Origin of the sequence: Methylobacterium sp. E-016, from assembly GCF_022829745.1 — a bacterium.
In the GTDB taxonomy this organism is placed as follows: Bacteria; Pseudomonadota; Alphaproteobacteria; order Rhizobiales; family Beijerinckiaceae; genus Methylobacterium.
The window spans coordinates 15,093-37,549 of the sequence record NZ_JAKSYF010000072.1 but is presented as its reverse complement, the minus strand read 5'-3'; the positions used below and the strand labels follow the sequence as shown (position 1 = coordinate 37,549).

Below are 22,457 nucleotides of genomic sequence, written 5' to 3'. Positions count from 1 at the left end.
GCCATGGCATTCGGTGCAAGTGCTGGTGGAGCCGCCGGCGGCGGTGGCCGTCGTCCGTTCTTCCGTCGTCGCAAGACCTGCCCCTTCTCCGGCGCCAACGCGCCGAAGATCGACTACAAGGACGTGAAGCTGCTGTCCCGCTACGTCTCGGAGCGCGGCAAGATCGTTCCGTCCCGCATCACCGCGGTCTCGGCCAAGAAGCAGCGCGAGCTCGCCCAGGCGATCAAGCGCTCGCGCTTCCTCGGCCTGCTCCCCTACGTCATCAAGTAGGCTCTTCGGAAACCTGCCGGCCCTGGTCCGCCAGGGTCGGCCACCATCCTTCAGGCGACGGTCTCCGCCGCCCGATCGTTGGGGCGCCTCGCCTCTAACCCCGCCCGCACTCCTGCGCGGCGGCGGGACAGCGGATCTCATGGTTCAGAACCTCGGCATCGGCATCGGCGCGGGCCTCGTCTCGGCACTCCTGTTCGGGATGCTGCTGAAGGCCACCCCGCTCGCGATCGTCCTCTATCTCCTGGCGCCCCTGCCGATCCTCATCGTGGGACTCGGCTGGAATTCCCGCGCCGCGCTCGCGGCGGCGGCTTCCGGCAGCCTCGCGCTCGCCCTCGTCGTCTCCCCCTATCTTGGCCTCGGATTCGCCGCCTACCTCGCCGTGCCGGCGTGGTGGCTCGCCTATCTCGCCCTGCTCGGCCGGCCGAACGCCGACGGCAGCCTCGAATGGTATCCGACAGGCCGCCTCCTCGGCTGGACCGGCGCGACCGCGGCGCTGGCCTTCATCGCCATCGCCGTCCTGTCCGCGCCGAGCCACGAGGCGTTCGAGGGACAGCTGAAGAGTCTGGCCGGTACCATCGTCCGCGCCCAGATGCGCGGCCTGCCGAGCGCGCCGGCCAAGCCCGATGCCGCCCGACCGGACGCGAACGAGCCCGTCGCTGACAAGCCCGTCGGTGAAAAGCCGGCGGCCCCCGAAAAGCCCAGCGACGCGGCCGATGCCGCGCCTGCGGGATCCGAGGCGCACGACGACCTGGTCGATGCGCTGGCGCGCACCGTGCCCGCCTTCGCCGCCAACGGGCTCGCCCTGCTCCTGACCTTTTACCTCTGGGCCTCCGCCCGCATCGTCCAGCTCTCGGGCCGCCTGCCGCGGCCCTGGCCGGACATCCCGTCGACCGTGATGCCGCGCGCCATGCTCGGGCTGCTCGGCCTCGCCGTGATCCTCGCCTTCGCGCCGGGCTACGCGGGCGTGCTCGGCACGGCCCTGGTCGGCTCGGTGAGCGCGGTCTTCGCGCTGCAGGGGCTCGCCGCCTTCCACGACCGCAGCCGCGGCCGGCCGGCGCGCGGCATGATGCTGTTCGGCCTCTACCTGATCCTGTTCTTCACGCAGGGCATCGCCCTGATCGTGCTCACCCTGTTCGGCCTTGCCGACACCGCGCTCAACCGGCGCCGTCGCCCCAACGGCGCGACCCCTTGAGACCCCGGCCGGCCCTCATCGGCGGCCTTACCTGAAGAAGGACGAAGACCATGGAAGTGATCCTGCTGGAGCGCGTCGCCAAGCTCGGCCAGATGGGCGAGACCGTGAACGTCAAGCCGGGCTTCGCCCGCAACTTCCTCCTCGCCCGCGGCAAGGCGCTGCGCGCGACGGAAGGCAACAAGAAGCACTTCGAGACCCAGCGCGCGCAGCTCGAGGCGAAGAACCTCGACCGCAAGAAGGACGCCGAGGCGGTCGCCGAGAAGCTCGACGGCCAGACCTTCGTGCTCATCCGCCAGTCGGGCGAGTCGGGCGTGCTCTACGGCTCGGTCTCGACCCGCGACCTCGCCGAGGTCGTGACCAAGGAAGGCTTCACCGTCGAGCGCGGCCAGTTCACCCTGAACCAGCCGATCAAGACGCTCGGCCTGCACGTGATCCCGGTGGTGCTCCACCCCGAGGTCGACGTGAAGGTCACCGTCAACGTCGCCCGCAGCCCGGAAGAGGCCGAGCGTCAGGCCCGCGGCGAGTCGGTCACCGAGCGCGAGGCGTTCAACCTCGACGACCTCGGCCTGGAGGTCGGCATGGCGCTGGCCGAGGCCGGCGAAGGCGCCGACGACCGCGGCTGATCGCATCGCCCTGCCCCCTCCCCACGCGGGAGGGGCGGGCTGTGAATGGCGGTGACAGCGGGGAAGGCGGCCCGGGAGGGTTGACGCGTTCCTCGTTTGTTCCAAGATGGGCGCCCGTTCCTCGCACCGAGGGGCGGGCGTCCTCGCGTTCCGGGCACGGTGACGCGGACGCCGGCGGCTAAGCATCGGTCAACCCGACTGGTGCCATGGTCGTCGGATCATGTCTGGGATGCGGCGCCGGCCCGGCCCGCATCGATTCGGAGCGACCGCCGATGGCCCTGCCCAATGCCCTAGCGGCCAAGCTCGAAGCCGTGCAGGCGGAGTACCGCGTCGCGCCGCACAACATCGACGCGGAGCAGGCGCTGCTCGGCGCGATGCTGGTGAACAACGACGCCTACTACCGCGTCTCGGACTTCCTGCTGCCCGAGCACTTCATGGAGGACGCCCACCAGCAGATCTTCCAGGTGGCGACCTCGCTGATCAAGGCGGGCAAGCTCGCGACCCCGATCACCCTGAAGACCTATCTCGGCGACGCCGATTTCGGCGGCCAGACGGTGATGCAGTACCTCGCGCGGCTGGCGGCCGACGCCACCACCGTCATCAACGCCGGTGAGTATGGCCGCACGATCTACGACCTCGCGATCCGCCGCCGGCTGATCACCATCGGCGAGGACCTCGTCAACGGCGCCTACGAGGCCCCGGTCGAGCAGGCCCCGCGCGACCAGATCGAGGACACCGAGCGCCGGCTCTACGAGCTCGCCGAGGCCGGCAAGTACAGCGGCGGCTTCCAGAAGTTCTCGGACGCGCTCACCGCCGCCGTCGACATGGCGGCCAAGGCGTATCAGCGCGAGGGCAAGCTCTCGGGGCTGGCCACGGGGCTCTCCGACCTCGACGCCAAGATGGGCGGCCTGCAATCCTCGGATCTGATCATCCTCGCCGGCCGCCCGGCCATGGGCAAGACTTCGCTCGTCACCAACATCGCCTTCAACATCGCGAAGGCCTACCAGGGCGAGAAGCAGGCCGACGGCACGATTAAGACCAAGAACGGCGGCATCGTCGGGTTCTTCTCGCTCGAGATGTCGGCCGAGCAGCTCGCCACCCGCATCATCGCCGAGCAGTCGGGCGTGCCCTCCTATAAGATCCGCCGCGGCGACATCCGGCCGGAGGACTTCTACAAGATCACCGACGCCGCCCGCGACATGCAGACGATCCCGTTCTACATCGACCAGTCGGGCGGCATCTCGATCGCGCAGCTCGCCGCCCGCGCCCGGCGCCTCAAGCGCCAGAAGGGCCTCGACGTGCTGATCGTCGACTACCTCCAGCTGCTGGCGGGCTCGGGCAAGCGCTCGGACAACCGCGTGCAGGAGATGACCGAGATCACCACCGGCATGAAGGCGCTGGCCAAGGAGCTCTCGGTTCCGATCATCGCCCTGTCGCAGCTGTCGCGTCAGGTCGAGAACCGCGACGACAAGCGCCCGCAGCTCTCGGACCTGCGCGAATCGGGCTCGATCGAGCAGGACGCTGACGTGGTGATGTTCGTGTTCCGCGAGGAATACTACGTCAACAACAAGAAGCCCCGCGAGGGGACGGAGGAGTTCTTCGCCTGGGAGGCGGAGATGAACCGCGTCCACGGCAAGGCCGAGGTGATCCTCGGCAAGCAGCGCCACGGCCCGACCGGCACGGTGGAGTTGCAGTTCGACGCCAACATCACCCGGTTCTCGAACCTCGCGCAGAGCGACCGGCTGCCCGAGCAGATGTGATAGGGTGCGAGCTCCGCCCGATCGGAGACGCCCCATGGCGCTGGCGAAGCAGGCTCGGCCCCGCGAGACGACCACCCTGACTGACGTGTTCGAGGCCTAGCGCGGCCTCGTCGGGCTGATCCTCGCCGACCCTGCCACCTACGGAGTGATGGCCCAGATCCTCCGCGATGAGGATTGGACCCATCCGCTCCATCGCGGCGTGTTCGAGGTCGCGGGCGCCCTCGTGGCGGCCGGCGAGGCGATCACCCTCGCGGCCGTGCTGCCGCGGGTCGCCGACGTGGGGCCGGACGGAACGCCGGCCGAGGCCTATCTCGCGGCGCGGATCGCGGGCGCGCCTGCGGCATCGGAGGCCGAACCGCTCGCGCGGCGTCTCGCTGCCGCGGCCGACATCCGCGACCGCCCCGACCCCTATCTCCGCGACGTCTACGCATGGGCCTTCGCGCAGGCCCAGCGTCTCCGGCGCGGACAGTTCTCGTCCCTCGACGCACTCAACCTGGCCGAGGAGATCGAGGACTCGGGCACCGAGATCTACAACCGTCTGGAAAGCGCGCTCCGCATCACGCTGATCCATCTGCTGACATGGGATTTTCAGCCCGAGAAGCGGACGCGAAGCTGGGCGCTGTCGATCCGGACCGGGCGCCGGGCCGCAGCGAAGCTTCTCGAACGCAACCCCGGCCTCACGAGCCGCCTGTCCGGTGCCACCCGGGAAGCCTACGACGACGCTCGGATCGAGGCCGCGGGCGAGACCGGCCTCGACGAATCGATCTTCCCCGATGCCTGCCCCTATTCCCACGAGGCGATCATGACCCGCGCGATCGCCTGGCCGCTCGAGCCGGAGGCGGGCTCGGCGCCCACGCTACAGCGTCACCAGCGCGCCGGGCTGCTTGACCTCGATCTCGACGAAGGCGATCGGGTGGTCCGAGCCGTTCATCACGTCGTGGCGGATGCCCGCCGGGCGGCTGTAGGCCTGCCCCGCGGCGAGCGCAATCTCGCCGACCTGCTCGCCGTCATGGACCCGGAGCGTTCCGGCCACCAGCATCACCACGAAGTAGGGCCAGCCGTGCTCGTGCCATCCGGTTACGGCGCCGGGGGCGAAATCCCAGCGGGTGATGCGAAGCGTCGCGTCGTCCTGCTGGACGGTGGGAATCGCCGGGATCGTGCAGGCGAACGCCATTGGCTGTCTCCTCGGAAGGCTGCGCGCGCCGCAAGCCCCGTGTTGCAGGTCTTGCGTTGCAGGCCTCGTGCCTTCCGGCCGCTGGCGCGGTAATGGCATGCCCTGACCCGTCAGGCTGCGCGGACGGCGACGCACGCGCGGCGGAACATCGGAGCCCGACGATTTCCCGAGACAGCACCGTCGCGACCGACGCCATCGGGCACGGCGCCCGCCTCATCGTCGATCTCGGCGCCATCGCGGAGAACTGGCGCCGCCTCTCGGCGGAGGCACCGGGCCGCGCCTGCGCCGCGGTGGTGAAGGCCGACGCCTATGGCTGCGGCGCCGAGCCGGTCGCCCGGGCGCTCTGGGCAGCGGGCTGCCGCACGTTCTTCGTCGCGCATCTCGGCGAGGCCGCACGCGTGCGGGGCGCGCTGCCCGAGGCCACGATCTACGTCCTGAACGGGCTCTCGCCCGGCTCCGCCCCGGCCTATTTGGCGATGGACCTGCGCCCCGTCCTCGGCTCGGTCGAGGAGGTGTCGGACTGGGCGGCGGCCTCGCGCGGGATGCGTGCGGCCGCGCTCCACGTCGACACCGGCATGAACCGCCTCGGGCTCGCCGTCCCGGAGGCGCTGGCGCTCGCCGGCGATCCACGGATCGGGGCCGCCGGCATCGACCTCGTGATGAGCCACCTCGTCAGCGCCGAGCTGCCCGACGAGGCGATCAACGCCCGGCAGATCGCCGACTTCGCGACGGTGCGGGCGGCGTTTCCCGGCATTCCCGGCTCGCTCGCCAACTCGTCGGGCATCTTCCTCGACGGGGCGACGCACCACGACCTGCTGCGGCCCGGCTACGCCCTGTTCGGCGGCAACCCGACCCCCACGCGCCATGCCAACCCGATGCGGCCGGTGGTGCGACTGGAGGCGACGATCCTGCAGATCCGGCACGTCGCCGCCGGCGCGCAGGCCGGCTACAACGGGCGCTGGACCGCACCCGCGCCCCGGCGCCTCGCGACCCTGTCGCTCGGCTACGCCGACGGCTATCCCCGGGCCGCGAGCGGGCACGGCCACGGGCTCGTCGCCGGCATGTCCTGCCCGATCCTCGGCCTCGTCTCGATGGACCTGATCATCCTCGACGTCACCGATGCGCCCGAGGCCGAGCGCGGCACCGTCGCCACGCTGATCGGCGATGGGCTGGACGTCGACACGGTGGGACGCGCCGCCGGCACGATCGGCTACGAGATCCTGACGGGGCTGGGTTCTCGTTACGTTCGCACGTATATCGGGGCGTGACGCCGTCCGCCCCGAGCGGATCCGGCCCCGAACCCGCTGCGAGCGCATGGCAAAGATCCACCAGACCTTCATCTGCCAGGCCTGCGGCGCGGTCTACAACCGCTGGCGCGGGCGCTGCGAGGCCTGCAATGGCTGGAACACGATCGTCGAGGAGACGCCCGGGGGCTCCGGGCCGCAATCGGGCCCGGCCGCGACCCGGCCCGGCCGGGCCCGCGGGCGGGTGTTCCCCCTCGAGGGCCTGACCGGCGAGGCGCGGGAAGCGCCGCGCATCCCCTCCGGCATCGGCGAGCTCGACCGCGTCACCGGCGGCGGCTTCGTGCGCGGCTCGGTGATCCTGCTCGGCGGCGATCCCGGCATCGGCAAGTCGACCCTGCTGATGCAGGCCTCGGCCGCGATGGCGAAGACCGGCGAGCGCGTCGCCTACATCTCCGGCGAGGAGGCGGTGGGGCAGGTGCGCCTGCGCGCCGAGCGCCTCGGGCTGTCGGGCCACCCGGTGGAGCTGGCGGCCGAGACCAACGTCGAGGACATCGTCGAGACCCTGTCGCAGGGGCGCCCGCCGGCGCTGGCGATCATCGATTCGATCCAGACCATGTGGACCGAGACCGTCGAATCGGCGCCCGGCACGGTCACGCAGGTGCGCTCCTCCGCCCAGTCCCTGATCCGCTTCGCCAAGACCACGGGCACGGCGGTGATCCTCGTCGGCCACGTCACCAAGGACGGGCAGATCGCCGGCCCGCGGGTGGTCGAGCACATGGTCGACGCGGTGGCCTCGTTCGAGGGCGACCAGGGCCACCATTTCCGCATCCTGCGGGCGGTGAAGAACCGCTTCGGGCCGACCGACGAGATCGGCGTGTTCGAGATGACCGACATGGGGCTGGCCGAGGTGCCGAACCCCTCGGCGCTGTTCCTGGCGGGACGCGACCACCAGGCCGCCGGCACCGCGGTCTTCGCCGGCATGGAGGGCACGCGGCCCCTGCTGGTGGAGATCCAGGCGCTGGTCGCGCCCTCGTCGCTCGGCATGCCGCGCCGGGCCGTGGTCGGCTGGGACCCGAACCGGCTCTCGATGGTGCTCGCGGTGCTCGAAGCCCATGGCGGCATCCGCCTGGGCACGCACGACGTCTATCTCAACGTCGCGGGCGGCCTGCGCATCTCCGAGCCCGCGGCGGATCTGGCGGTGGCCGCCGCCCTGGTCTCGTCGCTGTCGGGCGCGGTGCTGCCGCCGGAGACCGTGTATTTCGGCGAGATCGGCCTGTCCGGCGCGATCCGGCCGGTGGCGCAGGCCGGCGCGCGCCTCAAGGAGGCGCAGAAGCTCGGCTTCGCCAAGGCGATGACGCCGCAAGGGCGCGGCGAGACCACCGACCGCGCGCTCGCCACGGAGTCGCTGCGCCACATCGCCGACCTCGTGGCCGGCATCGCCGCGAACGGGCCGCGCCGGGTCGCCTCGGGCAAGCGCCGCCATGCGGCCCACGACGAGGATGCGGATTAGGCGACCGGCTGAGCGCGGTTCTCAGGACGACCTGTGCCGCGCCGGCGGCTTGGGAAGGGCGGTGAAAGCCCGTCTGCAACCGGCGGGTTCCGGCGGCCGGCAGTCGCCACCGAGGGTGACGGCCGAGTTTGACCGCGATATAAGGCGCCCGCGGTCCAGGGGAGCCGCAGACCGCATCGCTTTCGTCGTGGCATCTCCCCATCCGATCCGAACCCGCAGATGCCGTTTTCCGTCCTCGATCTCGTGGTGCTCGGCATCGTCGTGGTGTCCGCCCTGCTGGCGGCCGTCCGCGGCGTCACGCGGGAGGTGTTGGCGATCATCGCCTGGGTCGCCGCCGCCGCGGTGGCGTGGTCGCTCTATCCGATGCTGCTGCCAACGGTGAAGCAGCACGTGACCAGCGACACCGTCGCCCTCGTCGCCTCGATCGCGGCGATCTTCCTCGGTACGCTGATCGTCGTCTCGATCATCACGGTGAAGATCTCCGACGTGGTGCTCGATTCGCGCATCGGCGCGATCGACCGCTCCCTCGGCTTCCTGTTCGGCGCCGCCCGCGGCTTCCTGATCTGCGTGATCGGCTGGGTGTTCCTATCCTGGCTGGTGCAGGGCAAGGTCCCGACCTGGGCCGCCGAGGCGCGCACCCGGCCGATGCTGGAGAAGTCCGGCGACGCGCTGGTGGCGCAGCTGCCCGAGAACCCGGAAGGCTTCCTGAAGCAGTTCAAGAAGCCGAAGGTCGACACCCCGCAGAACGAACCTGTGGATGCACCGGCCGAGACCGAGGTGCCCCCGCGCCAGACCACGCCCGTCGTGCCCGCGCCGCGGCGCTGAGGGCGCCGCTCGTCTGGGAAGGAAGGCCGGCTCAGCATATGTTGCCGCGGTGACCCTGACCTGCGTCCGGTCCGGCTTGGTTGCGATGCCGCGAGGCCTCAGATAACGCCTTGACGACGGCGCCGCGGGGCCGGCCGCGCGGACGCGGTCCGGGCAGCTTGCGGGCGGACGGCAACCAGGGATCGACCTCAGGCCATGTCACACCGCGCCGCAACCGTGGATTCCGTGTTCGACCCCGAGACCGACGGCGATACGCTCCGCGAGGAATGCGGCGTCTTCGGCATCTTCGGGCATCCCGACGCCTCGGCGATCGTCGCGCTCGGGCTGCACGCCCTGCAGCACCGCGGCCAGGAGGCGGCGGGCATCGTCGCCTTCGACGGCGAGGTCTTCCATTCCGAGCGGCGCCCCGGCCTCGTCGGCGACTCGTTCTCGGACGGCGGCACAATCGCCCGGCTGAAGGGCCGCGCCGCGATCGGCCATGTGCGCTACTCGACCACCGGCGGCACCATCCTGCGCAACGTCCAGCCGCTCTTCGCCGAGCTGGCCGGCGGCGGCCTGGCGGTGGCGCATAACGGCAACCTCACCAACGCGCTCTCGATCCGACGCGATCTCGTGCGCGACGGCGCGATCACCCAGTCGACCTCCGACACGGAGGTGATCCTGCACCTGGCCGCGCGCTCGCGAAAGCCGCGGATCGTCGAGCGCTTCATCGACGCGCTGCAGGCGATCCAGGGCGCCTACGCCATCGTCGCGCTCACGAACAAGAAGCTGATCGGCGCCCGCGACCCGCTCGGCATCCGCCCGCTGGTGCTCGGCGAGCTCGACGGCTGCTACATGCTGGCCTCGGAGACCTGCGCGCTCGACATCATCGGCGCGAAGTTCGTGCGCGACGTTGAGAACGGCGAGGTCGTGGTGATCTCGGAGGACGGCATCGAGTCGATCCGCTTCGCCGACAAGGTGCCGATGCGGCCGTGCATCTTCGAGTACATCTACTTCGCCCGGCCGGATTCGGTGGTGAACGGCAAGAGCGTCTACGCCGTGCGCAAGAACATCGGCGTCGAGCTGGCCCGCGAGGCTGCGGTGCCGGCCGACGTGGTGGTGCCGGTGCCCGATTCCGGCGTGCCGGCCGCGCTCGGCTTCGCACAGCAGACCGGCATCCCGTTCGAGATGGGAATCATCCGCAACCACTATGTCGGCCGCACCTTCATCCAGCCGACCCAGTCGGTGCGCGAGCTCGGCGTGCGGATGAAGCATTCGGCCAACCGGGCGGCGATCGAGGGCAAGCGCATCGTGCTGGTCGACGACAGCCTGGTGCGCGGCACCACCTCGGTGAAGATCGTGCGGATGATGCGCGAGGCCGGCGCGGCGGAGGTGCACTTCCGCATCGCGAGCCCGCCGATCACCTATCCCGACTTCTACGGCATCGACACGCCGGAGCGCGAGAAGCTGCTCGCCGCCACCCACGACCTCGAAGGCATGCGCCGCTACATCGGCGCGGATTCGCTGGCCTTCCTCTCGATCCCGGGGCTCTACCGGGCGATGGGCGAGGCGGAGCGGATCGAGGCCTGCCCGCAATACACCGACCATTGCTTCACCGGCGACTACCCGACCGGTCTGACGGACCTCGCCATTGCCGGGCCGAAGCGCCTCGCGATGCTCGCCGAAGCGGACTGACCCCTCGCGCATGACCGATACGAAGACCTCACTCGACGGACGCGTCGCCGTCGTCACCGGCGCGTCCCGCGGGATCGGCCGGGCCGCCGCGCTGGCCCTGGCGGAGGCCGGCGCGCACGTCATCGCCGTGGCGCGCACGCAGGGCGCGCTGGAGGAGCTCGACGACGCGATCCGCAGGGTCGGCTCGAGCGCGACCCTCGTGCCCCTCGACCTGACCGACTACGACGGCATCGACCGGCTCGGCGCGGCGATCAACGAGCGCTGGAAGCGCCTCGACATCGTCGTCGGCAATGCCGGCATCCTCGGCAATCTCATGCCGATCGGGCACATCACCCCGAAGGTCTGGGGCCAGGTGATGGACGTCAACGTCACCGCGAACTGGCGGCTGATCCGCTCGTTCGACCCGCTGCTGCGGATGTCGGATGCCGGCCGGGCGATCTTCGTCACCTCCGGGGCGGCGGGCAAGTGCCGGGCCTACTGGGGGCCCTACTCGGTGTCGAAGGCGGCGCTCGAGGCGCTGGTGCGGACCTACGCCGCCGAGAACGAGACCACCAACGTCCGAGCGATGCTCCTCAATCCCGGCCCCCTGCGCACCGACATGCGCCGCGCGGCGATGCCGGGCGAGGACCCGGAGACGCTGAGGACGCCGGAAGACCTCGCCCCGCATTTCGTGCGGCTGGCGAGCCCCGCCTCGAGCGAAACCGGGCTGATCTACGACTTCCCCACCGACCGCACCGTGAGCCCGCAAGTGCCGCGCTGAGCGGTCGGGGCCGAGCCCGCACTTTTCCGGATATCCTGATGATCGACGTGCGCTGCATCTGCGCGATCGGCCAGCGCGGCCAGCTCGGGCTGAACGGCCAGCTCCCCTGGGAGGGCAACACCGACCCGCTCTTCGTGGAGGACGTGACGCGGTTCTTCGCGCTAACCATGGGCCATGTGCTGATCGCCGGCCCGAAGACGGTGGCCTCGGTGCCGGCCTTCGCGTTCAAGGACCGCACCATCGACGTGATCCGGTCGCACGAGGACCCGGAGGCGGTGCTCGCCCGCTATCCCGGTCGCCGCATCTTCGTCGGCGGCGGCATCGCGGTCTGGAACGTCTACGCGAAGTACATCCAGAACTGGGACGTCACCCGCCTGCCCTACGACGGCGAGGCCGACCGCTGGTTCGACCCGGCCTGGCTCGTCGGGGGCGCCCTGCGCGAATAGCCCCGGGCCGAGACATCGCTCGGTGGAACGGCCCCCTCCGCGCGCCTGTTGCGTTTCCGCGCACGCGCCGAACGCGAAGGGATGCAATGACCGCCCACAGCTACCGCTTCGGCATCGAAGAAGAATATTTCCTGGCCGATGCGGAGACGCGCGGCACGCCGCGGCGCTCGGTCAAGCCGTTCCACGTCGAGGCGGCCGAGCGCCTGCCCGAGGCGGGGCGCGAGCTGCTGCAGTGCCAGGTCGAGGTCTGCACCCCGCCCGTCACCGCCTTCGCCGAGGCGCGCGACTCGCTCGCCCGGCAGCGCGGCGCGCTCGCGGACCTCGCCGCCGAGCACGAGCTGCTGATCTTCGCCGCGGGCACCCATCCGGTGGCCGACTGGTCGCGGCAACTGCCGACCAAGGGCGACCGCTACCGCGGCATCCTGCGCGACGTCGGCCTCGCCGGGCGCCGCAGCCTGATCTGCGGCATGCACGTCCACGTCGAGGTGCCGGACCCGAAGGCGCGGGTCGACCTGATGAACCGGCTGCTGCCGTTCCAGCCGCTGCTGTTCGCGCTCTCGGCCTCCTCGCCGTTCTGGCAGGGCAAGCCGACGGGGCTCACCGCCTACCGCCTGAGCGCCTTCGGCGAGCTGCCGCGCACCGGCCTGCCCGAGCTCTTCGCCGATGCCGCCGCCTATGCGCGCTACGTGCGGATCATGACGGAGGCCGGCTCGATCCAGGATGCGAGCTTCCTGTGGTGGTCGCTCCGGCCCTCGATCAAGTTCCCGACGCTGGAGCTGCGCATCGCCGACAGCTGCACGCGGCTGGCCGACGCGCTGACCATCGCCGCGCTGTTCCGCTGCCTCGTGCGCTGCGTGGTGCGCCGGCCGGACCTCAATGCCGGGCTCGATGGCGTCTCCCGGGCACTCGCCGACGAGAACCTCTGGCGCACCCAGCGCAGCGGCGTGGGCGCCGAGCTGATCGACGAAGCCCGCGAGGCGGCCCTACCCTTCGCCGACGCCTTGGAGACGGTGCTCGACTTCGTCGCCGAGGATGCAGCGGCGCTCGGCTGCGCGGCCGAGGTCGCGCATGCGCGGACCATCGTCTCGGGCGGCACCAGCGCCGACGGCCAGATCGCCGCGTTCGAGACCGCGCGGGACGCGGGGCACAGCAACCGGCAGGCGCTGGACAAGGTGGTGGAATGGCTGGCGCGGACGACCCGGGGCTGAGGCGTCGTCGCGCGGGGCCGGTGCTCAGCCCTTGTCGAACGGGTTCGACGAGGTGCGCAGGGAGAGCCGGATCGGGGTGCCCGGCAGGGCGAACGCCTCGCGCAGCGAGTTCGTGAGGTAGCGGGTGTAGCTCTTCGGCATCGCGTTGAGCTGGTTGCCGAACAGGGCGAAGTGCGGCGGGCGGCTCTTCACCTGCGTCGCGTAGCGGATCTTGATGCGCCGGCCCGATACGGCCGGCGGCGGGTTGCGTTGCGTCGCCTCGGAGAGCCAGTCGTTGATCCGCGAGGTCGAGATGCGGGTGTCCCAGACCTCGGCCGCCTGCACCACCGCCTGCATCAGCTTGTCGACGCCGTCGCCGGCGAGCCCCGAGAGCGGCACCACCGCGACGCCGCGGACCTGCGGCAGCAGGCGGGTGCAGTCCTCGCGCAGCGACTTGAGCAGGCCCGGCTGGTCGGCGACGAGGTCCCACTTGTTGAGGGCGATCACCAGCGAGCGCCCCTCGCTCTCGACGAGGTCGACGATGGTGAGGTCCTGCTTCTCAAACGGGATCGTGGCGTCGAGCAGCACCACCACCACCTCGGCGAAGCGCACGGCGCGGATGCCGTCCGAGACCGCGAGCTTCTCGAGCTTGTCCTCGATCCGGGCGCGGCGGCGCATCCCGGCGGTGTCGTGCAGCTTGATTCGGCGCCCGCGCCATTCCCAGTCGAGCGAGATCGAATCGCGGGTGATGCCGGCCTCCGGGCCGACGAGCAGGCGGTCCTCGCCGAGCATCCGGTTGATCAGGGTCGACTTGCCGGCGTTGGGGCGGCCGACGATGGCGACCTTGAGCGGCTTGCCGCGCGGGTCGTCGTCGTCCTCGTCCTCGTCGGTCTCGGGCAGGGCTTCCTTCAGCGCCTCGTGCAGCTCGCCGATGCCCTCGCCGTGCTCGGCCGAGAACGGGATCGGGTCGCCCAGCCCGAGCCGGAACGACTCGTAGGCCCCGGCCATGCCGGCGCCGCCCTCGGCCTTGTTGGCGATGAGGATCACCTTGCAGCCGGCCCGGCGCACCAGCTCGGCGAAGGGCTGGTCGGCGGGCAGGATGCCGGCCCGCGCGTCGATGACGAACAGCACCACGTCCGCCTCGAGGATCGCGGCCTCGGTCTGCATCCGCATCCGGCCGAGCAGGGTGGCCGAATCGGCCTCCTCGAGACCGGCGGTATCGATGATGCGGAAGTTCAGCCCGCCGAAGGCGATGTCGCCCTCGCGGCGGTCGCGGGTGACGCCCGGGCGGTCGTCGACCAGCGCCAGCTTCTTGCCGACGAGGCGGTTGAACAGGGTCGACTTGCCGACATTCGGCCGTCCGACGATCGCGACGGTCGGCAGTTCCATGGGGTGGTCCGTTCTATGTTCGGTCGAGCCGCCGGGCTGGCCGGGCGGCGAAGGTCCGGAGAATGCCCAAAACCTCCGGTGCGAGCCAGTCGCGCCGGAGGTTTTGGACTGGCGTGTCGAGCGATCAGCGCGTGATCGGCGGCGGGGGCGCGGCGGGCTCGGGCTTCGCCTCGGTCACCGTCACGGGACCGCCGGCGACCAGGGCGACGTAGACCTCGATGCGCTGGCGCAGGTTCTGCGGCGTCTCGGGGTCCATGTTGAGCTGGTCGAACCAGCGCCCGGCCTCGTCGTACTGGCCGTTCTTCAGGGCGGTCAGCCCGAGCATCTCGCGGGCGGTGAAGCGGAACGGCGTGCCGGCGGCCAGGCTCTGCAGGCTGGCGAGCGCGGGCGCCGGATCGGGCAGGTCGAGGCGGATCAGCGCCGCGCGGAGCCGCGCGAGGTCGCGCAGGCCGTCGCCGAGCGCCGTGTCGCCGGAGATCGCCTCGAACGCTGCGGCGCCCGCGGCCGGGTCGCGCTTGGCGGTCTCGGCGGCCGAGCGGAACTGGGCGAGCAGGCGGTAGCCGGCCGGCCCCTGCGCCTCGAGGGCGTCGAACGCCTTGTCGGCCTCCGCCACCTTGCCGTCGCGGGCCAGGCGGTTGGCCTCGTCGAACTGCTGCGAGGCGGCCTCGGCCGCGTTGCGCTGGGCCGTCTGCCAGTAGCGCCAGCCGCCGACGCCGGCGACCACCAGGATCGCCACTGCGATGATCACGCCGCTGTAGCGGCGCCAGATCTCGGCGACCTTGTCGCGGCGATAGTCTTCGTTGACCTCGCGGATGAACTCGTTGTTCTCAGCCATCGTATCCCGGTCCGGCGCGCGAGCCGGACGACCTGAAGCATCTCGATTGGCCCCGCGCCTAGCACGCGGGCGCCGGTTTGGCGACCGGGCGGCGTCTACGCCTGGCCCGGCCAGGCGTAGACGCCGATCAGGATCGGGTGGAGATACTTGCCGAACACGAACCAGGCGACGACGCCGACGACCACCGCGATCGCGTCGTTGCGCCAGCCCGCAGGGGCCGCGGCGCCCCCGTGCTGCGCGACGACCTGACCCGCCGTGAGCGCGCGGCGCTTGGCGCTGATCCGGGCGATCACCGCCCAGGCCAGGAACGAGCCGAACAGCAGGATCGAGCCGAGGTCGCCGTTGGCGAGCAGGTGCGCCGTCGCCCAGATCTTCACGGCGAGCAGCATCGGGTGCTTGGCCTTCGCCCGGATGTGGCCCGGCAGGTAGGCCGAGGCCAGCACGATGAAAGCGAGCAGCACCAGCACCAGGGACAGGTGGCGCGTCCAGACCGGCGGATCCCAGACCGGGATGTACCCGTCGACGCGATAGTTGTGGAAGCCGACACCGATCAGCACGAGGCCGAGGACCGAGAGCAGGGTGTAGCCGAGCTTGTACTTGCCCTCGCCGACTTGGCCGACGACCTCGGAGCGCTTGGCGCGCAGCATCGAGAAGGCGTGGGTGCCGAGGAACAGCACCAGCCCGAGGATCAGGATCAGCATGGATGGGGACTCGGCTCGGGAGGATCGGGCCCCCGCACCGGCGGGAAGCCATTCTGTAACGGTTCTGAACAGAAACTCCCGTGGTTTGTCCAGGCGCGCGACCGCCGTCCGTGCGCGCTCCTCGTCCAAGTGCGCTTTCGGCGCACCCACCGGTCTCGTCCCATGCGGCTCCGCCTCGCGCTGTTTCTCCTGTCGCTGCCGGCGCTCGCGCAGGCGGCCGCCGAGCCGCCGCTGTCGAGCCTGACCCTGGTCGGGCCGCCGAGCATCGTGTTCAAGGCCGGGCGCGACGCCTGCGACGGCGCCGACGTGCCCGACGCCTCGGCCCGCGCGTTCCGGGATGCCACCGGTGCGGTCGCCCTGTTCGGCATGCACTACCGCAACCGGGCCCTGCGCGGGCCGGACCTCGACCACCTCAAGCTCGACTGCACGGTGGTGCTCGACTCGGGCGAGAAGGCCGACCCGGCGCTCTACGACGACCGCTCCTGGATCACCGCCACCTGGACCGAGGACGGCGCCCGAATCGCCGCGCTGGTGCACCACGAGTACCAGGCGAACGAGCATCCGGGCCGCTGCACGGCCGAGACCTACGAGGCCTGCTGGTACAACACGATCACCGCCGCCGCCTCCGCGGATGGCGGCCGCAGCTTCCTGCGCACGACCCCGCCCGCGGTGGCGATGGCGGCCCCGTTCCGGCAGGAGGTCGGCCAGGGGCGTCACCGCGGCTTCTTCAACCCGTCGAACGTCTTCGCCGACGGGCGCTTCCGCTACGTCTTCGTCTCGACCACCGGCTGGGACCGGCCCGGGGATCAGGAGGCCGGGGTGTGCCTGTTCCGCACCGCCACGCCCGGCGATGCGGCGAGCTGGCGCGCCTGGACCGGAACCGGCTTCACCGCGTCCTTCCCGGATCCGTATCGCACCAAGGGCGCGCGGGCCGAGGCCTGCAAGCTGGTGGCGCCGTTCCCAACGCCCGTCGGGGCGGTGGTGCGCCATCGCGGCACCGGCGCCTTCGTCGCCCTGTTCATGGCCAAGGCGGGTGACGGGTTCGCGCAATCGGGCTTCTACTGGACGAGCTCGCGCGACCTTCTGACCTGGGACGTGCCGCGGCTGCTCGTCGCCGGGGCGACGCTCTATGACGACCCCTGCGCGGCGCCGGGCGGCCTGATTGCCTACCCGTCCCTCCTCGACCCCAGGGCCGAGGGCCGGAACTTCGACGACGTCGGCGACACCGCGATCCTCACCTACGTCACGCTGCGGACGGAGGGCTGCACCATCACCTCGGACCGCGACCTGCTGCGGCGGCCGGTGGCGATCAAGGTGTGGCCCTGATCGCATCGTGCGTTGACCGGGACCGCGCCTGCATCATGTTCGAGGGCTGACCACGAGGCCGCCATGACCGACCACCTGCTCGCCTGGGACGAACGCGACGAGACCGTCGCGGAGAACGGCGTCGCCAAGCGCACGATCCCGGGCGCGGGCGCCAGCCTCGTGCGGATCGTCGTCCCAGCGGGCACCTCGGCGGCGCGGCACAGCCACGCGCACGAGCAGTTCGTGCAGGTGCTCTCCGGCTCAGGCATCCTGGAGACCGAGCAGGGCCGTGCGGCATTCGGCCCCGGCAGCGTGTTCCACTTCCCCGCGGAGGCGTGGCACGCGGCGAAGTTCGAGACGGAGACGGTGCTGGTGGAGACCAACGTGTCGGCGTGAGGCCGGCGGATGGGTCCGTCGTTCGACGCGACCCATGTCGGCGGGCCCCTCCAACCTTCGACATCTATGAAGGCGTGCGACCGACCTCCCCTGACTCGATCCGATCGACCTCGTTCTCGGTATCCTGCGCATAGCGTGCGGCCTCTCCGGGTCGAAGAATTCTTCCCTCTTGCGGGTCGAAAGCCACGCCGTCGGTCAGCGTCAGGCAGGCGGCCAGCGCCAGCCACGTGCCGACGCAACTCGGCAAAGCCGCGAAATAGAAGGCGTAGGCGTAGGGCCACGGCCCGCCGAGATCGATGTCGTCGTACGTTTCCGCCAGTTCCGCGAACGCGCAAGCGCCGAACTCGAACCCGGCTTCTCGGCCACGCCAAAGCGCCGGAAGGTGCCCCCGATGATCCGCGAGATCGCGAGTCGATCTCAATCTCAGATCAAACCCGAGGGCATCGATCGACGCTTGCCAGTCTTCGATCGATTTGATCGGACGGGCGCAGAACGCGTAGGCTTCCATCGTCATGTTCTGTCCCTCAAAACCAGTGGATGTCGGCAAAAACGCTTATCTTCGTCGTGGCGGCATGTGATTTGACCGCGACACCGCGTCGAACATGGATTTCGATCACCGGCACATCGGAGCCGACCCCGAGACCTTCACGGATCTCCCGGACGCGCGCTGGTGTCAGACGCGCATTTCCCGTCTTGAAGTCCCATACCGCCAATATCGGGGCCGAGGATGTTCTTCCATCGCGCAAGACCACGTCGGTTCGTACGCTTCCCTCCAGCCCATAACGAACACTATCGCCCAGGCTGAAGCTTTGCTCGACGCCGTGCCGGCCGATACCTGGAATATCCAGATTGTGAATCAATCGAGCGGTCGCAGCATGCAGTCGGACGCCGTAGGCCAGCACACGGACATCTCCCGAGATCGAGATTGCCTCCTTGACGACATCCACAAGAAGCTCGGTCTTCGCGTCGATCCTTGCATTCCCGGTTTTCTCTATCTGGCTGCGCACGATCTGACCGGCGCCGCCGGTCCAGCGACCATCCGGGCCTCGGGGTTGATCCGGGCGAAAGCCGGCTTTGAGGGAATGGCTGAGCACGGACAGCATCGCAATCCGCAGGCGGATCTCTGCAACTCTGTGCGCGAATCGAAGCTGGTCTCGACGTTCGTTCATGCCAAAGCTCCCCCGAAGAGGCCTTGCCATATATTCCTAATAAAGTCAATTTTCCTATAGCGCTGCGGAGCGAGGCACGGCCGATCGCCCAGCCGTGCTATCAGCGTGCAGTTGACGCTGCCGGGCGCCCGGCCTCAACTTTTCTTGCCCCCGCGGCAAAAAGGCCTGTGTTGGCGGCTTCCACGCACGCGTGTAGAGAGTAGCGCTACGAAGGCTCGCCCGTGCACGCTGACGGGACGAGCGCGCCGATTTCGCCCGCATACAAGAACAGAGGCCATCCATGAGCGCCGGTACCGCTTCCGACAAGCATTTCTCGAACTCCTTCTTCGCGGCCCCGCTGAGCGACGCGGATCCGGAGATCGCCAAGGCCGTCGAGCAGGAGCTCGGCCGGCAGCAGCACGAGATCGAGCTGATCGCCTCCGAGAACATCGTCTCGCGCGCCGTGCTCGAGGCGCAGGGCTCGGTGCTGACCAACAAGTACGCGGAGGGCTATCCCGGCCGTCGCTACTACGGCGGCTGCCAGTTCGTGGACATCGCCGAGAACCTCGCCATCGAGCGCGCCAAGCGCCTGTTCGGCGTCGGCTTCGCCAACGTGCAGCCGAACTCCGGCAGCCAGGCGAACCAGGGCGTGTTCATGGCCCTGATGCAGCCGGGCGACACCTTCCTCGGCCTCGACCTCGCCGCCGGCGGCCACCTCACCCACGGCGCGCCCCCGAACGTCTCGGGCAAGTGGTTCAAGCCGGTCTCCTACACCGTGCGCCGCGACGACCAGCGCATCGACATGGAGCAGGTCGAAGCGCTGGCCCACGAGCACAAGCCGAAGGTGATCATCGCCGGCGGCTCGGGCTATCCGCGCCATTGGGACTTCGCCAAGTTCCGTGAGATCGCCGACGCGGTCGGCGCGTACTTCTTCGTCGACATGGCGCACTTCGCCGGCCTCGTCGCCGCCGGCGTGCACCCGTCGCCGTTCCCGCACGCCCACGTCGCCACCACGACGACCCACAAGACGCTCCGCGGCCCGCGCGGCGGCATGATCCTGACGAACGACGAGGCGCTCGCCAAGAAGTTCAACTCGGCGATCTTCCCCGGCCTGCAGGGCGGCCCGCTCATGCACGTCATCGCCGGCAAGGCCGTGGCCTTCGGCGAGGCCCTGAAGCCCGAGTTCAAGATCTACGCCCGCCAGGTGATCGAGAACGCCAAGGCGCTGGCCGACACCCTGATGTCGGGCGGCTACGACATCACCTCGGGCGGCACCGACAACCACCTGATGCTGGTCGACCTGCAGCGGAAGGGCCTCACCGGCAAGGCGGCGGAAGCCGCGCTTTCGCGGGCCGACATCACCTGCAACAAGAACGGCGTCCCCTTCGACACGCAGAAGCCGACGATCACCTCGGGCATCCGCCTGGGCACGCCGGCCGGCACCTCGCGCGGCTTCGGCGTCGCCGAGTTCAAGCAGATCGGCGGCTTCATCGTCGAGGTGCTCGACGGGCTCGTGGCGAACGGCGAGGCCGGGGATTCCGCGGTCGAGGCCTCGGTCAAGACCCGCGTCCACGCCCTCACCGACCGGTTCCCGATCTACGGCTGATCCGGACGCCGCCGGAAGGGAAGCCTTCCGGCGTGCACTGCAACACGATAGAGACGGCCGCGGATCGCCTCGATCCGCGGCCGTTCTCGTTTCCCGAGAGGCCGCCGTCTTTCCGGCTCGATGAGAAGGTCCGCCCGATGCGGTGTCCCTATTGCGGCGGCTCCGACACGCAGGTGAAGGATTCGCGGCCGAGCGAGGACGGCGCCGCGATCCGCCGCCGCCGGGTCTGCCCGGACTGCGCCGGCCGCTTCACCACCTTCGAGCGCGTGCAGCTGCGCGAGCTCGTGGTGCTCAAGCGCTCGGGCAAGCGCGTGCCGTTCGAGCGCGACAAGCTGCAGCGCTCGATCGGCGTGGCCCTGCGCAAGCGCGCGGTCGACCCCGAGCGGATCGAGCGGCTGGTCAGCGGCATCACCCGCCAGCTCGAGAGCGGCGGCGAGGCCGAGATCACCTCGGAGGCGATCGGCGAGCTGGTGATGGAGGGCCTGAAGGGCCTCGACGACGTCGCCTACGTGCGCTTCGCCTCCGTCTACAAGAACTTCCGCGAGGCCAAGGACTTCGAGGACCTGCTCGGCACCTTGGCGGAGGCCGGCGTCGAGCCGCCCGAGGGCGTCGCGGCGGGCAAGCCGCGCACGGCACGGTCGCGCTCGTGACGGCCGACGCGCGCTTCATGCGCCTCGCCCTCGCGCTCGGGCAGCGCAACCTCGGGCGGACCTGGCCGAACCCCTCGGTCGGCGCCGTGGTGGTCGCGGGCGGGCCGGGCGCCGAGCGGATCGTCGGCCAGGGCGTCACCGCCCCCGGCGGCCGCCCGCACGGCGAGCCCCTGGCGCTCGCCGATGCCGGCGCGGCGGCCCGGGGCGCGACCCTCTACGTCACGCTGGAGCCGTGCTCGCATCACGGCCGCACGCCGCCCTGCACCGACGCGATCGTCGCGGCAGGCATCGCGCGGGTCGTCAGCGCGATGGAGGATCCCGACACGCGGGTCTCCGGCCGCGGCCACGCGCTCCTGCGGGCGGCCGGCATCCGGGTCGAGACCGGGCTGCTGGGCACCGAGGCCCGGCGCGACCATGCCGGGCACGTGGCGCGGATCACCCACGGGCGGCCCCACCTCCACCTCAAGCTCGCCCGGACGCGGGACGGGTTCGCCGCCGCCTCCGACACGGCGCGCCTGCGCATCACCGGCGCGATCGCCGACGGCGCGGTGCACCTGTGGCGGGCCCATGCCGACGCGATCCTGATCGGCATCGGCACGGCGCGCGCCGACGACCCTTCGCTCACCGTGCGCCTGCCCGGCCTCGGCGGTCGCTCGCCGCTGCGGGTGGTGCTGGATTCGCAGCTGCGGCTGTCGCCGTCGAGCGTGCTCGTGCGCGGCGCCCACGACGTCCCGACGCTGGTCGTGACGACGCGGATCGCCCCGGCCCATGCCAAGCGGATGCTTGAATCGCTCGGCGTCGCAGTGGTGCGCGTCGCCGCCGATGCGCGCGGGCGGGTCGACCTGCACGCGGCGCTGGCGATGCTCGGCGAGCGCGGATTGACGCGGCTCTGCAGCGAGGGCGGCCCTCACCTTGCCGACGCGCTGGCCGAGGCCGATCTCGTGGATTCCTGCACCCTGATCACCGGGCCCGGCACCTGCGGTCCGCAGGGCGGCCTGCCGGCGGTCGGCCCGCATCTCGGGCAGGCGCTGGAGAGCGGACGGTTCCGGATCGCCCAGTCCCTCGACCTCGGGGCGGACCGGGCCGTGACCTACGAACGGAGTGAGGCTTAAGCGATGTTCACGGGTCTCGTCAGCGACGTCGGAACGGTGCTCTCGGTCTCGGGCGATGCGCGGATGCGCCGCCTCACGATCCGCGCCGCCTACGATGCGGCCACGATCGCGCTCGGCGCCTCGATCGCCTGCTCCGGCCCCTGCCTCACGGCGGTGTCGATCGAGCCGGCCGAGGACGGCTGCGTCTTCGCAGTGGACGCCGCCGCCGAGACACTGGCGCTGACCACGGTCGGCGGGTGGGAGGCCGGCACCCGAATCAACCTGGAGCGCTCGCTGAAGATCGGCGACGAGCTCGGCGGCCACCTCGTCACCGGCCACGTCGACGGCGTCGCCGAGATCCTCGCCCGCGAGACCGTCACCGCCGGCGCCTGGGGCGCGAGCGAACGGTTCACCCTGCGGGCGCCCGCCGGGGTCGCCCACTTCATCGCCAAGAAGGGCTCGGTCTGCCTCGACGGCACGTCGCTGACCGTCAACGCGGTCGAGGGCGACACCTTCTCGGTCCTGCTGATCCCGCACACGCTGGAGGTCACCACCTGGGGCGAGCGCCGCGCCGGCGACCGGCTGAACCTCGAGGTCGACCTGATCGCGCGCTACGCGGCGCGGCTCGCGGAGGGCCGCGGGAGCGCGGCGTAAGCCTCGTTCCGAACGAG

General features: G+C 70.8%; 23 protein-coding genes and 1 pseudogene. 18 read left to right on the top strand and 6 right to left on the bottom strand.

Annotated elements, in window-relative coordinates; all coding sequences use genetic code 11:
- The first annotated feature begins 3 nt into the window (after positions 1–3).
- The 5 genes and pseudogenes from rpsR to MKK68_RS07460 form a co-directional block, all read left to right on the top strand.
- Positions 4–270, top strand: coding sequence for a 30S ribosomal protein S18 (rpsR, locus tag MKK68_RS07480; protein ID WP_147725733.1), 267 nt, complete (start codon positions 4–6; stop codon positions 268–270).
- Positions 271–409: 139 nt separating this feature from the next.
- Positions 410–1,462, top strand: coding sequence for a hypothetical protein (locus tag MKK68_RS07475; protein WP_244029589.1), 1,053 nt, complete (start codon positions 410–412; stop codon positions 1,460–1,462).
- Between the two features lie 50 nt (positions 1,463–1,512).
- Positions 1,513–2,085, top strand: a complete 573-nt coding sequence (gene rplI, locus MKK68_RS07470; RefSeq protein ID WP_147725731.1) for a 50S ribosomal protein L9 — start codon at positions 1,513–1,515, stop codon at positions 2,083–2,085.
- A 272-nt stretch (positions 2,086–2,357) separates the two neighbouring features.
- Positions 2,358–3,845, top strand: a complete 1,488-nt coding sequence (locus tag MKK68_RS07465; RefSeq protein WP_147725730.1) for a replicative DNA helicase — start codon at positions 2,358–2,360, stop codon at positions 3,843–3,845.
- Between the two features lie 115 nt (positions 3,846–3,960).
- Positions 3,961–4,641 (top strand): annotated as a pseudogene (locus MKK68_RS07460) (DUF29 family protein); the annotation flags it as partial.
- A gap of 60 nt (positions 4,642–4,701) precedes the next feature.
- Here the strand turns inward: MKK68_RS07460 and MKK68_RS07455 are convergent.
- Positions 4,702–5,019, bottom strand: a complete 318-nt coding sequence (locus MKK68_RS07455) for a cupin domain-containing protein (protein ID WP_244029630.1) — start codon at positions 5,017–5,019, stop codon at positions 4,702–4,704.
- A 92-nt stretch (positions 5,020–5,111) separates the two neighbouring features.
- On the opposite strand from MKK68_RS07455, the gene alr reads away from it, so the two are divergent.
- The 7 genes from alr (at position 5,112) to MKK68_RS07420 (ending at position 12,686) form a co-directional block, all read left to right on the top strand.
- Positions 5,112–6,287: an alanine racemase gene (gene alr, locus MKK68_RS07450; RefSeq protein WP_244029587.1), complete on the top strand. Its 1,176-nt coding sequence runs from the start codon at positions 5,112–5,114 to the stop codon at positions 6,285–6,287.
- 46 nt (positions 6,288–6,333) lie between these two features.
- Positions 6,334–7,773, top strand: coding sequence for a DNA repair protein RadA (gene radA, locus MKK68_RS07445; RefSeq protein WP_147725726.1), 1,440 nt, complete (start codon positions 6,334–6,336; stop codon positions 7,771–7,773).
- A gap of 219 nt (positions 7,774–7,992) precedes the next feature.
- On the top strand, positions 7,993–8,598 hold the full coding sequence (locus MKK68_RS07440) for a CvpA family protein (protein WP_244029586.1): 606 nt from the start codon (positions 7,993–7,995) through the stop codon (positions 8,596–8,598).
- Between the two features lie 195 nt (positions 8,599–8,793).
- A complete protein-coding gene (gene purF / locus MKK68_RS07435; RefSeq protein ID WP_244029584.1) occupies positions 8,794–10,272 on the top strand; it encodes an amidophosphoribosyltransferase in 1,479 nt (492 codons plus the stop codon).
- Between the two features lie 10 nt (positions 10,273–10,282).
- Positions 10,283–11,032, top strand: a complete 750-nt coding sequence (locus tag MKK68_RS07430) for an SDR family NAD(P)-dependent oxidoreductase (RefSeq protein WP_244029582.1) — start codon at positions 10,283–10,285, stop codon at positions 11,030–11,032.
- 38 nt (positions 11,033–11,070) lie between these two features.
- A complete protein-coding gene (locus MKK68_RS07425; RefSeq protein ID WP_243932303.1) occupies positions 11,071–11,478 on the top strand; it encodes a dihydrofolate reductase in 408 nt (135 codons plus the stop codon).
- A gap of 86 nt (positions 11,479–11,564) precedes the next feature.
- Complete coding sequence (locus tag MKK68_RS07420; protein ID WP_244029580.1) at positions 11,565–12,686, top strand: carboxylate-amine ligase; 1,122 nt, start codon at positions 11,565–11,567, stop codon at positions 12,684–12,686.
- Between the two features lie 24 nt (positions 12,687–12,710).
- Here MKK68_RS07420 and der read toward each other — a convergent pair whose 3' ends face one another.
- From der to MKK68_RS07405, 3 genes are all read right to left on the bottom strand, one after another.
- Positions 12,711–14,054, bottom strand: coding sequence for a ribosome biogenesis GTPase Der (gene der / locus MKK68_RS07415; protein WP_244029578.1), 1,344 nt, complete (start codon positions 14,052–14,054; stop codon positions 12,711–12,713).
- Positions 14,055–14,178: 124 nt separating this feature from the next.
- Positions 14,179–14,889, bottom strand: coding sequence for a tetratricopeptide repeat protein (locus MKK68_RS07410; RefSeq protein WP_243935847.1), 711 nt, complete (start codon positions 14,887–14,889; stop codon positions 14,179–14,181).
- A gap of 95 nt (positions 14,890–14,984) precedes the next feature.
- Positions 14,985–15,590: an NnrU family protein gene (locus MKK68_RS07405; RefSeq protein WP_147728307.1), complete on the bottom strand. Its 606-nt coding sequence runs from the start codon at positions 15,588–15,590 to the stop codon at positions 14,985–14,987.
- Between the two features lie 162 nt (positions 15,591–15,752).
- Here MKK68_RS07405 and MKK68_RS07400 point away from each other — a divergent pair, with 162 nt between their 5' ends.
- Positions 15,753–16,916, top strand: coding sequence for a hypothetical protein (locus tag MKK68_RS07400; protein WP_244029576.1), 1,164 nt, complete (start codon positions 15,753–15,755; stop codon positions 16,914–16,916).
- Positions 16,917–16,979: 63 nt separating this feature from the next.
- Entirely contained in the window at positions 16,980–17,291 is a 312-nt protein-coding gene (locus MKK68_RS07395; protein WP_244029574.1) for a cupin domain-containing protein, read from the top strand.
- A gap of 64 nt (positions 17,292–17,355) precedes the next feature.
- Here the strand turns inward: MKK68_RS07395 and MKK68_RS07390 are convergent, their stop codons facing one another.
- Entirely contained in the window at positions 17,356–17,805 is a 450-nt protein-coding gene (locus tag MKK68_RS07390) for a hypothetical protein (RefSeq protein WP_243983972.1), read from the bottom strand.
- A gap of 10 nt (positions 17,806–17,815) precedes the next feature.
- The gene (locus tag MKK68_RS07385; RefSeq protein WP_244029572.1) at positions 17,816–18,460 is read right to left on the bottom strand and encodes a hypothetical protein; all 645 of its coding nucleotides are present in this window, start codon (positions 18,458–18,460) and stop codon (positions 17,816–17,818) included.
- A 280-nt stretch (positions 18,461–18,740) separates the two neighbouring features.
- Between MKK68_RS07385 and glyA the strand changes: the two genes are divergently transcribed.
- From glyA to MKK68_RS07365, 4 genes are all read left to right on the top strand, one after another.
- A complete protein-coding gene (gene glyA, locus MKK68_RS07380) occupies positions 18,741–20,045 on the top strand; it encodes a serine hydroxymethyltransferase (protein WP_243932298.1) in 1,305 nt (434 codons plus the stop codon).
- Between the two features lie 137 nt (positions 20,046–20,182).
- The gene (gene nrdR, locus MKK68_RS07375) at positions 20,183–20,695 is read left to right on the top strand and encodes a transcriptional regulator NrdR (protein WP_147858293.1); all 513 of its coding nucleotides are present in this window, start codon (positions 20,183–20,185) and stop codon (positions 20,693–20,695) included.
- Positions 20,692–21,807, top strand: coding sequence for a bifunctional diaminohydroxyphosphoribosylaminopyrimidine deaminase/5-amino-6-(5-phosphoribosylamino)uracil reductase RibD (ribD, locus tag MKK68_RS07370; protein WP_409567194.1), 1,116 nt, complete (start codon positions 20,692–20,694; stop codon positions 21,805–21,807). The genes nrdR and ribD overlap by 4 nt, the downstream gene beginning before the upstream one ends.
- Positions 21,808–21,810: 3 nt before the next feature.
- Entirely contained in the window at positions 21,811–22,440 is a 630-nt protein-coding gene (locus MKK68_RS07365) for a riboflavin synthase (RefSeq protein WP_244029571.1), read from the top strand.
- Positions 22,441–22,457: the final 17 nt, after the last annotated feature.

Bases quoted from the DNA above. Each gene is read 5' to 3' on its own strand.
- rpsR (WP_147725733.1), top strand. From the start codon at position 4: ATGGCATTCGGTGCAAGTGCTGGTGGAGCCGCCGGCGGCGGTGGCCGT.
- MKK68_RS07475 (WP_244029589.1), top strand. From the start codon at position 410: ATGGTTCAGAACCTCGGCATCGGCATCGGCGCGGGCCTCGTCTCGGCA.
- rplI (WP_147725731.1), top strand. From the start codon at position 1,513: ATGGAAGTGATCCTGCTGGAGCGCGTCGCCAAGCTCGGCCAGATGGGC.
- MKK68_RS07465 (WP_147725730.1), top strand. From the start codon at position 2,358: ATGGCCCTGCCCAATGCCCTAGCGGCCAAGCTCGAAGCCGTGCAGGCG.
- MKK68_RS07455 (WP_244029630.1), bottom strand. From the start codon at position 5,019: ATGGCGTTCGCCTGCACGATCCCGGCGATTCCCACCGTCCAGCAGGAC.
- alr (WP_244029587.1), top strand. From the start codon at position 5,112: ATGGCATGCCCTGACCCGTCAGGCTGCGCGGACGGCGACGCACGCGCG.
- radA (WP_147725726.1), top strand. From the start codon at position 6,334: ATGGCAAAGATCCACCAGACCTTCATCTGCCAGGCCTGCGGCGCGGTC.
- MKK68_RS07440 (WP_244029586.1), top strand. From the start codon at position 7,993: ATGCCGTTTTCCGTCCTCGATCTCGTGGTGCTCGGCATCGTCGTGGTG.
- purF (WP_244029584.1), top strand. From the start codon at position 8,794: ATGTCACACCGCGCCGCAACCGTGGATTCCGTGTTCGACCCCGAGACC.
- MKK68_RS07430 (WP_244029582.1), top strand. From the start codon at position 10,283: ATGACCGATACGAAGACCTCACTCGACGGACGCGTCGCCGTCGTCACC.
- MKK68_RS07425 (WP_243932303.1), top strand. From the start codon at position 11,071: ATGATCGACGTGCGCTGCATCTGCGCGATCGGCCAGCGCGGCCAGCTC.
- MKK68_RS07420 (WP_244029580.1), top strand. From the start codon at position 11,565: ATGACCGCCCACAGCTACCGCTTCGGCATCGAAGAAGAATATTTCCTG.
- der (WP_244029578.1), bottom strand. From the start codon at position 14,054: ATGGAACTGCCGACCGTCGCGATCGTCGGACGGCCGAATGTCGGCAAG.
- MKK68_RS07410 (WP_243935847.1), bottom strand. From the start codon at position 14,889: ATGGCTGAGAACAACGAGTTCATCCGCGAGGTCAACGAAGACTATCGC.
- MKK68_RS07405 (WP_147728307.1), bottom strand. From the start codon at position 15,590: ATGCTGATCCTGATCCTCGGGCTGGTGCTGTTCCTCGGCACCCACGCC.
- MKK68_RS07400 (WP_244029576.1), top strand. From the start codon at position 15,753: ATGCGGCTCCGCCTCGCGCTGTTTCTCCTGTCGCTGCCGGCGCTCGCG.
- MKK68_RS07395 (WP_244029574.1), top strand. From the start codon at position 16,980: ATGACCGACCACCTGCTCGCCTGGGACGAACGCGACGAGACCGTCGCG.
- MKK68_RS07390 (WP_243983972.1), bottom strand. From the start codon at position 17,805: ATGACGATGGAAGCCTACGCGTTCTGCGCCCGTCCGATCAAATCGATC.
- MKK68_RS07385 (WP_244029572.1), bottom strand. From the start codon at position 18,460: ATGAACGAACGTCGAGACCAGCTTCGATTCGCGCACAGAGTTGCAGAG.
- glyA (WP_243932298.1), top strand. From the start codon at position 18,741: ATGAGCGCCGGTACCGCTTCCGACAAGCATTTCTCGAACTCCTTCTTC.
- nrdR (WP_147858293.1), top strand. From the start codon at position 20,183: ATGCGGTGTCCCTATTGCGGCGGCTCCGACACGCAGGTGAAGGATTCG.
- MKK68_RS07365 (WP_244029571.1), top strand. From the start codon at position 21,811: ATGTTCACGGGTCTCGTCAGCGACGTCGGAACGGTGCTCTCGGTCTCG.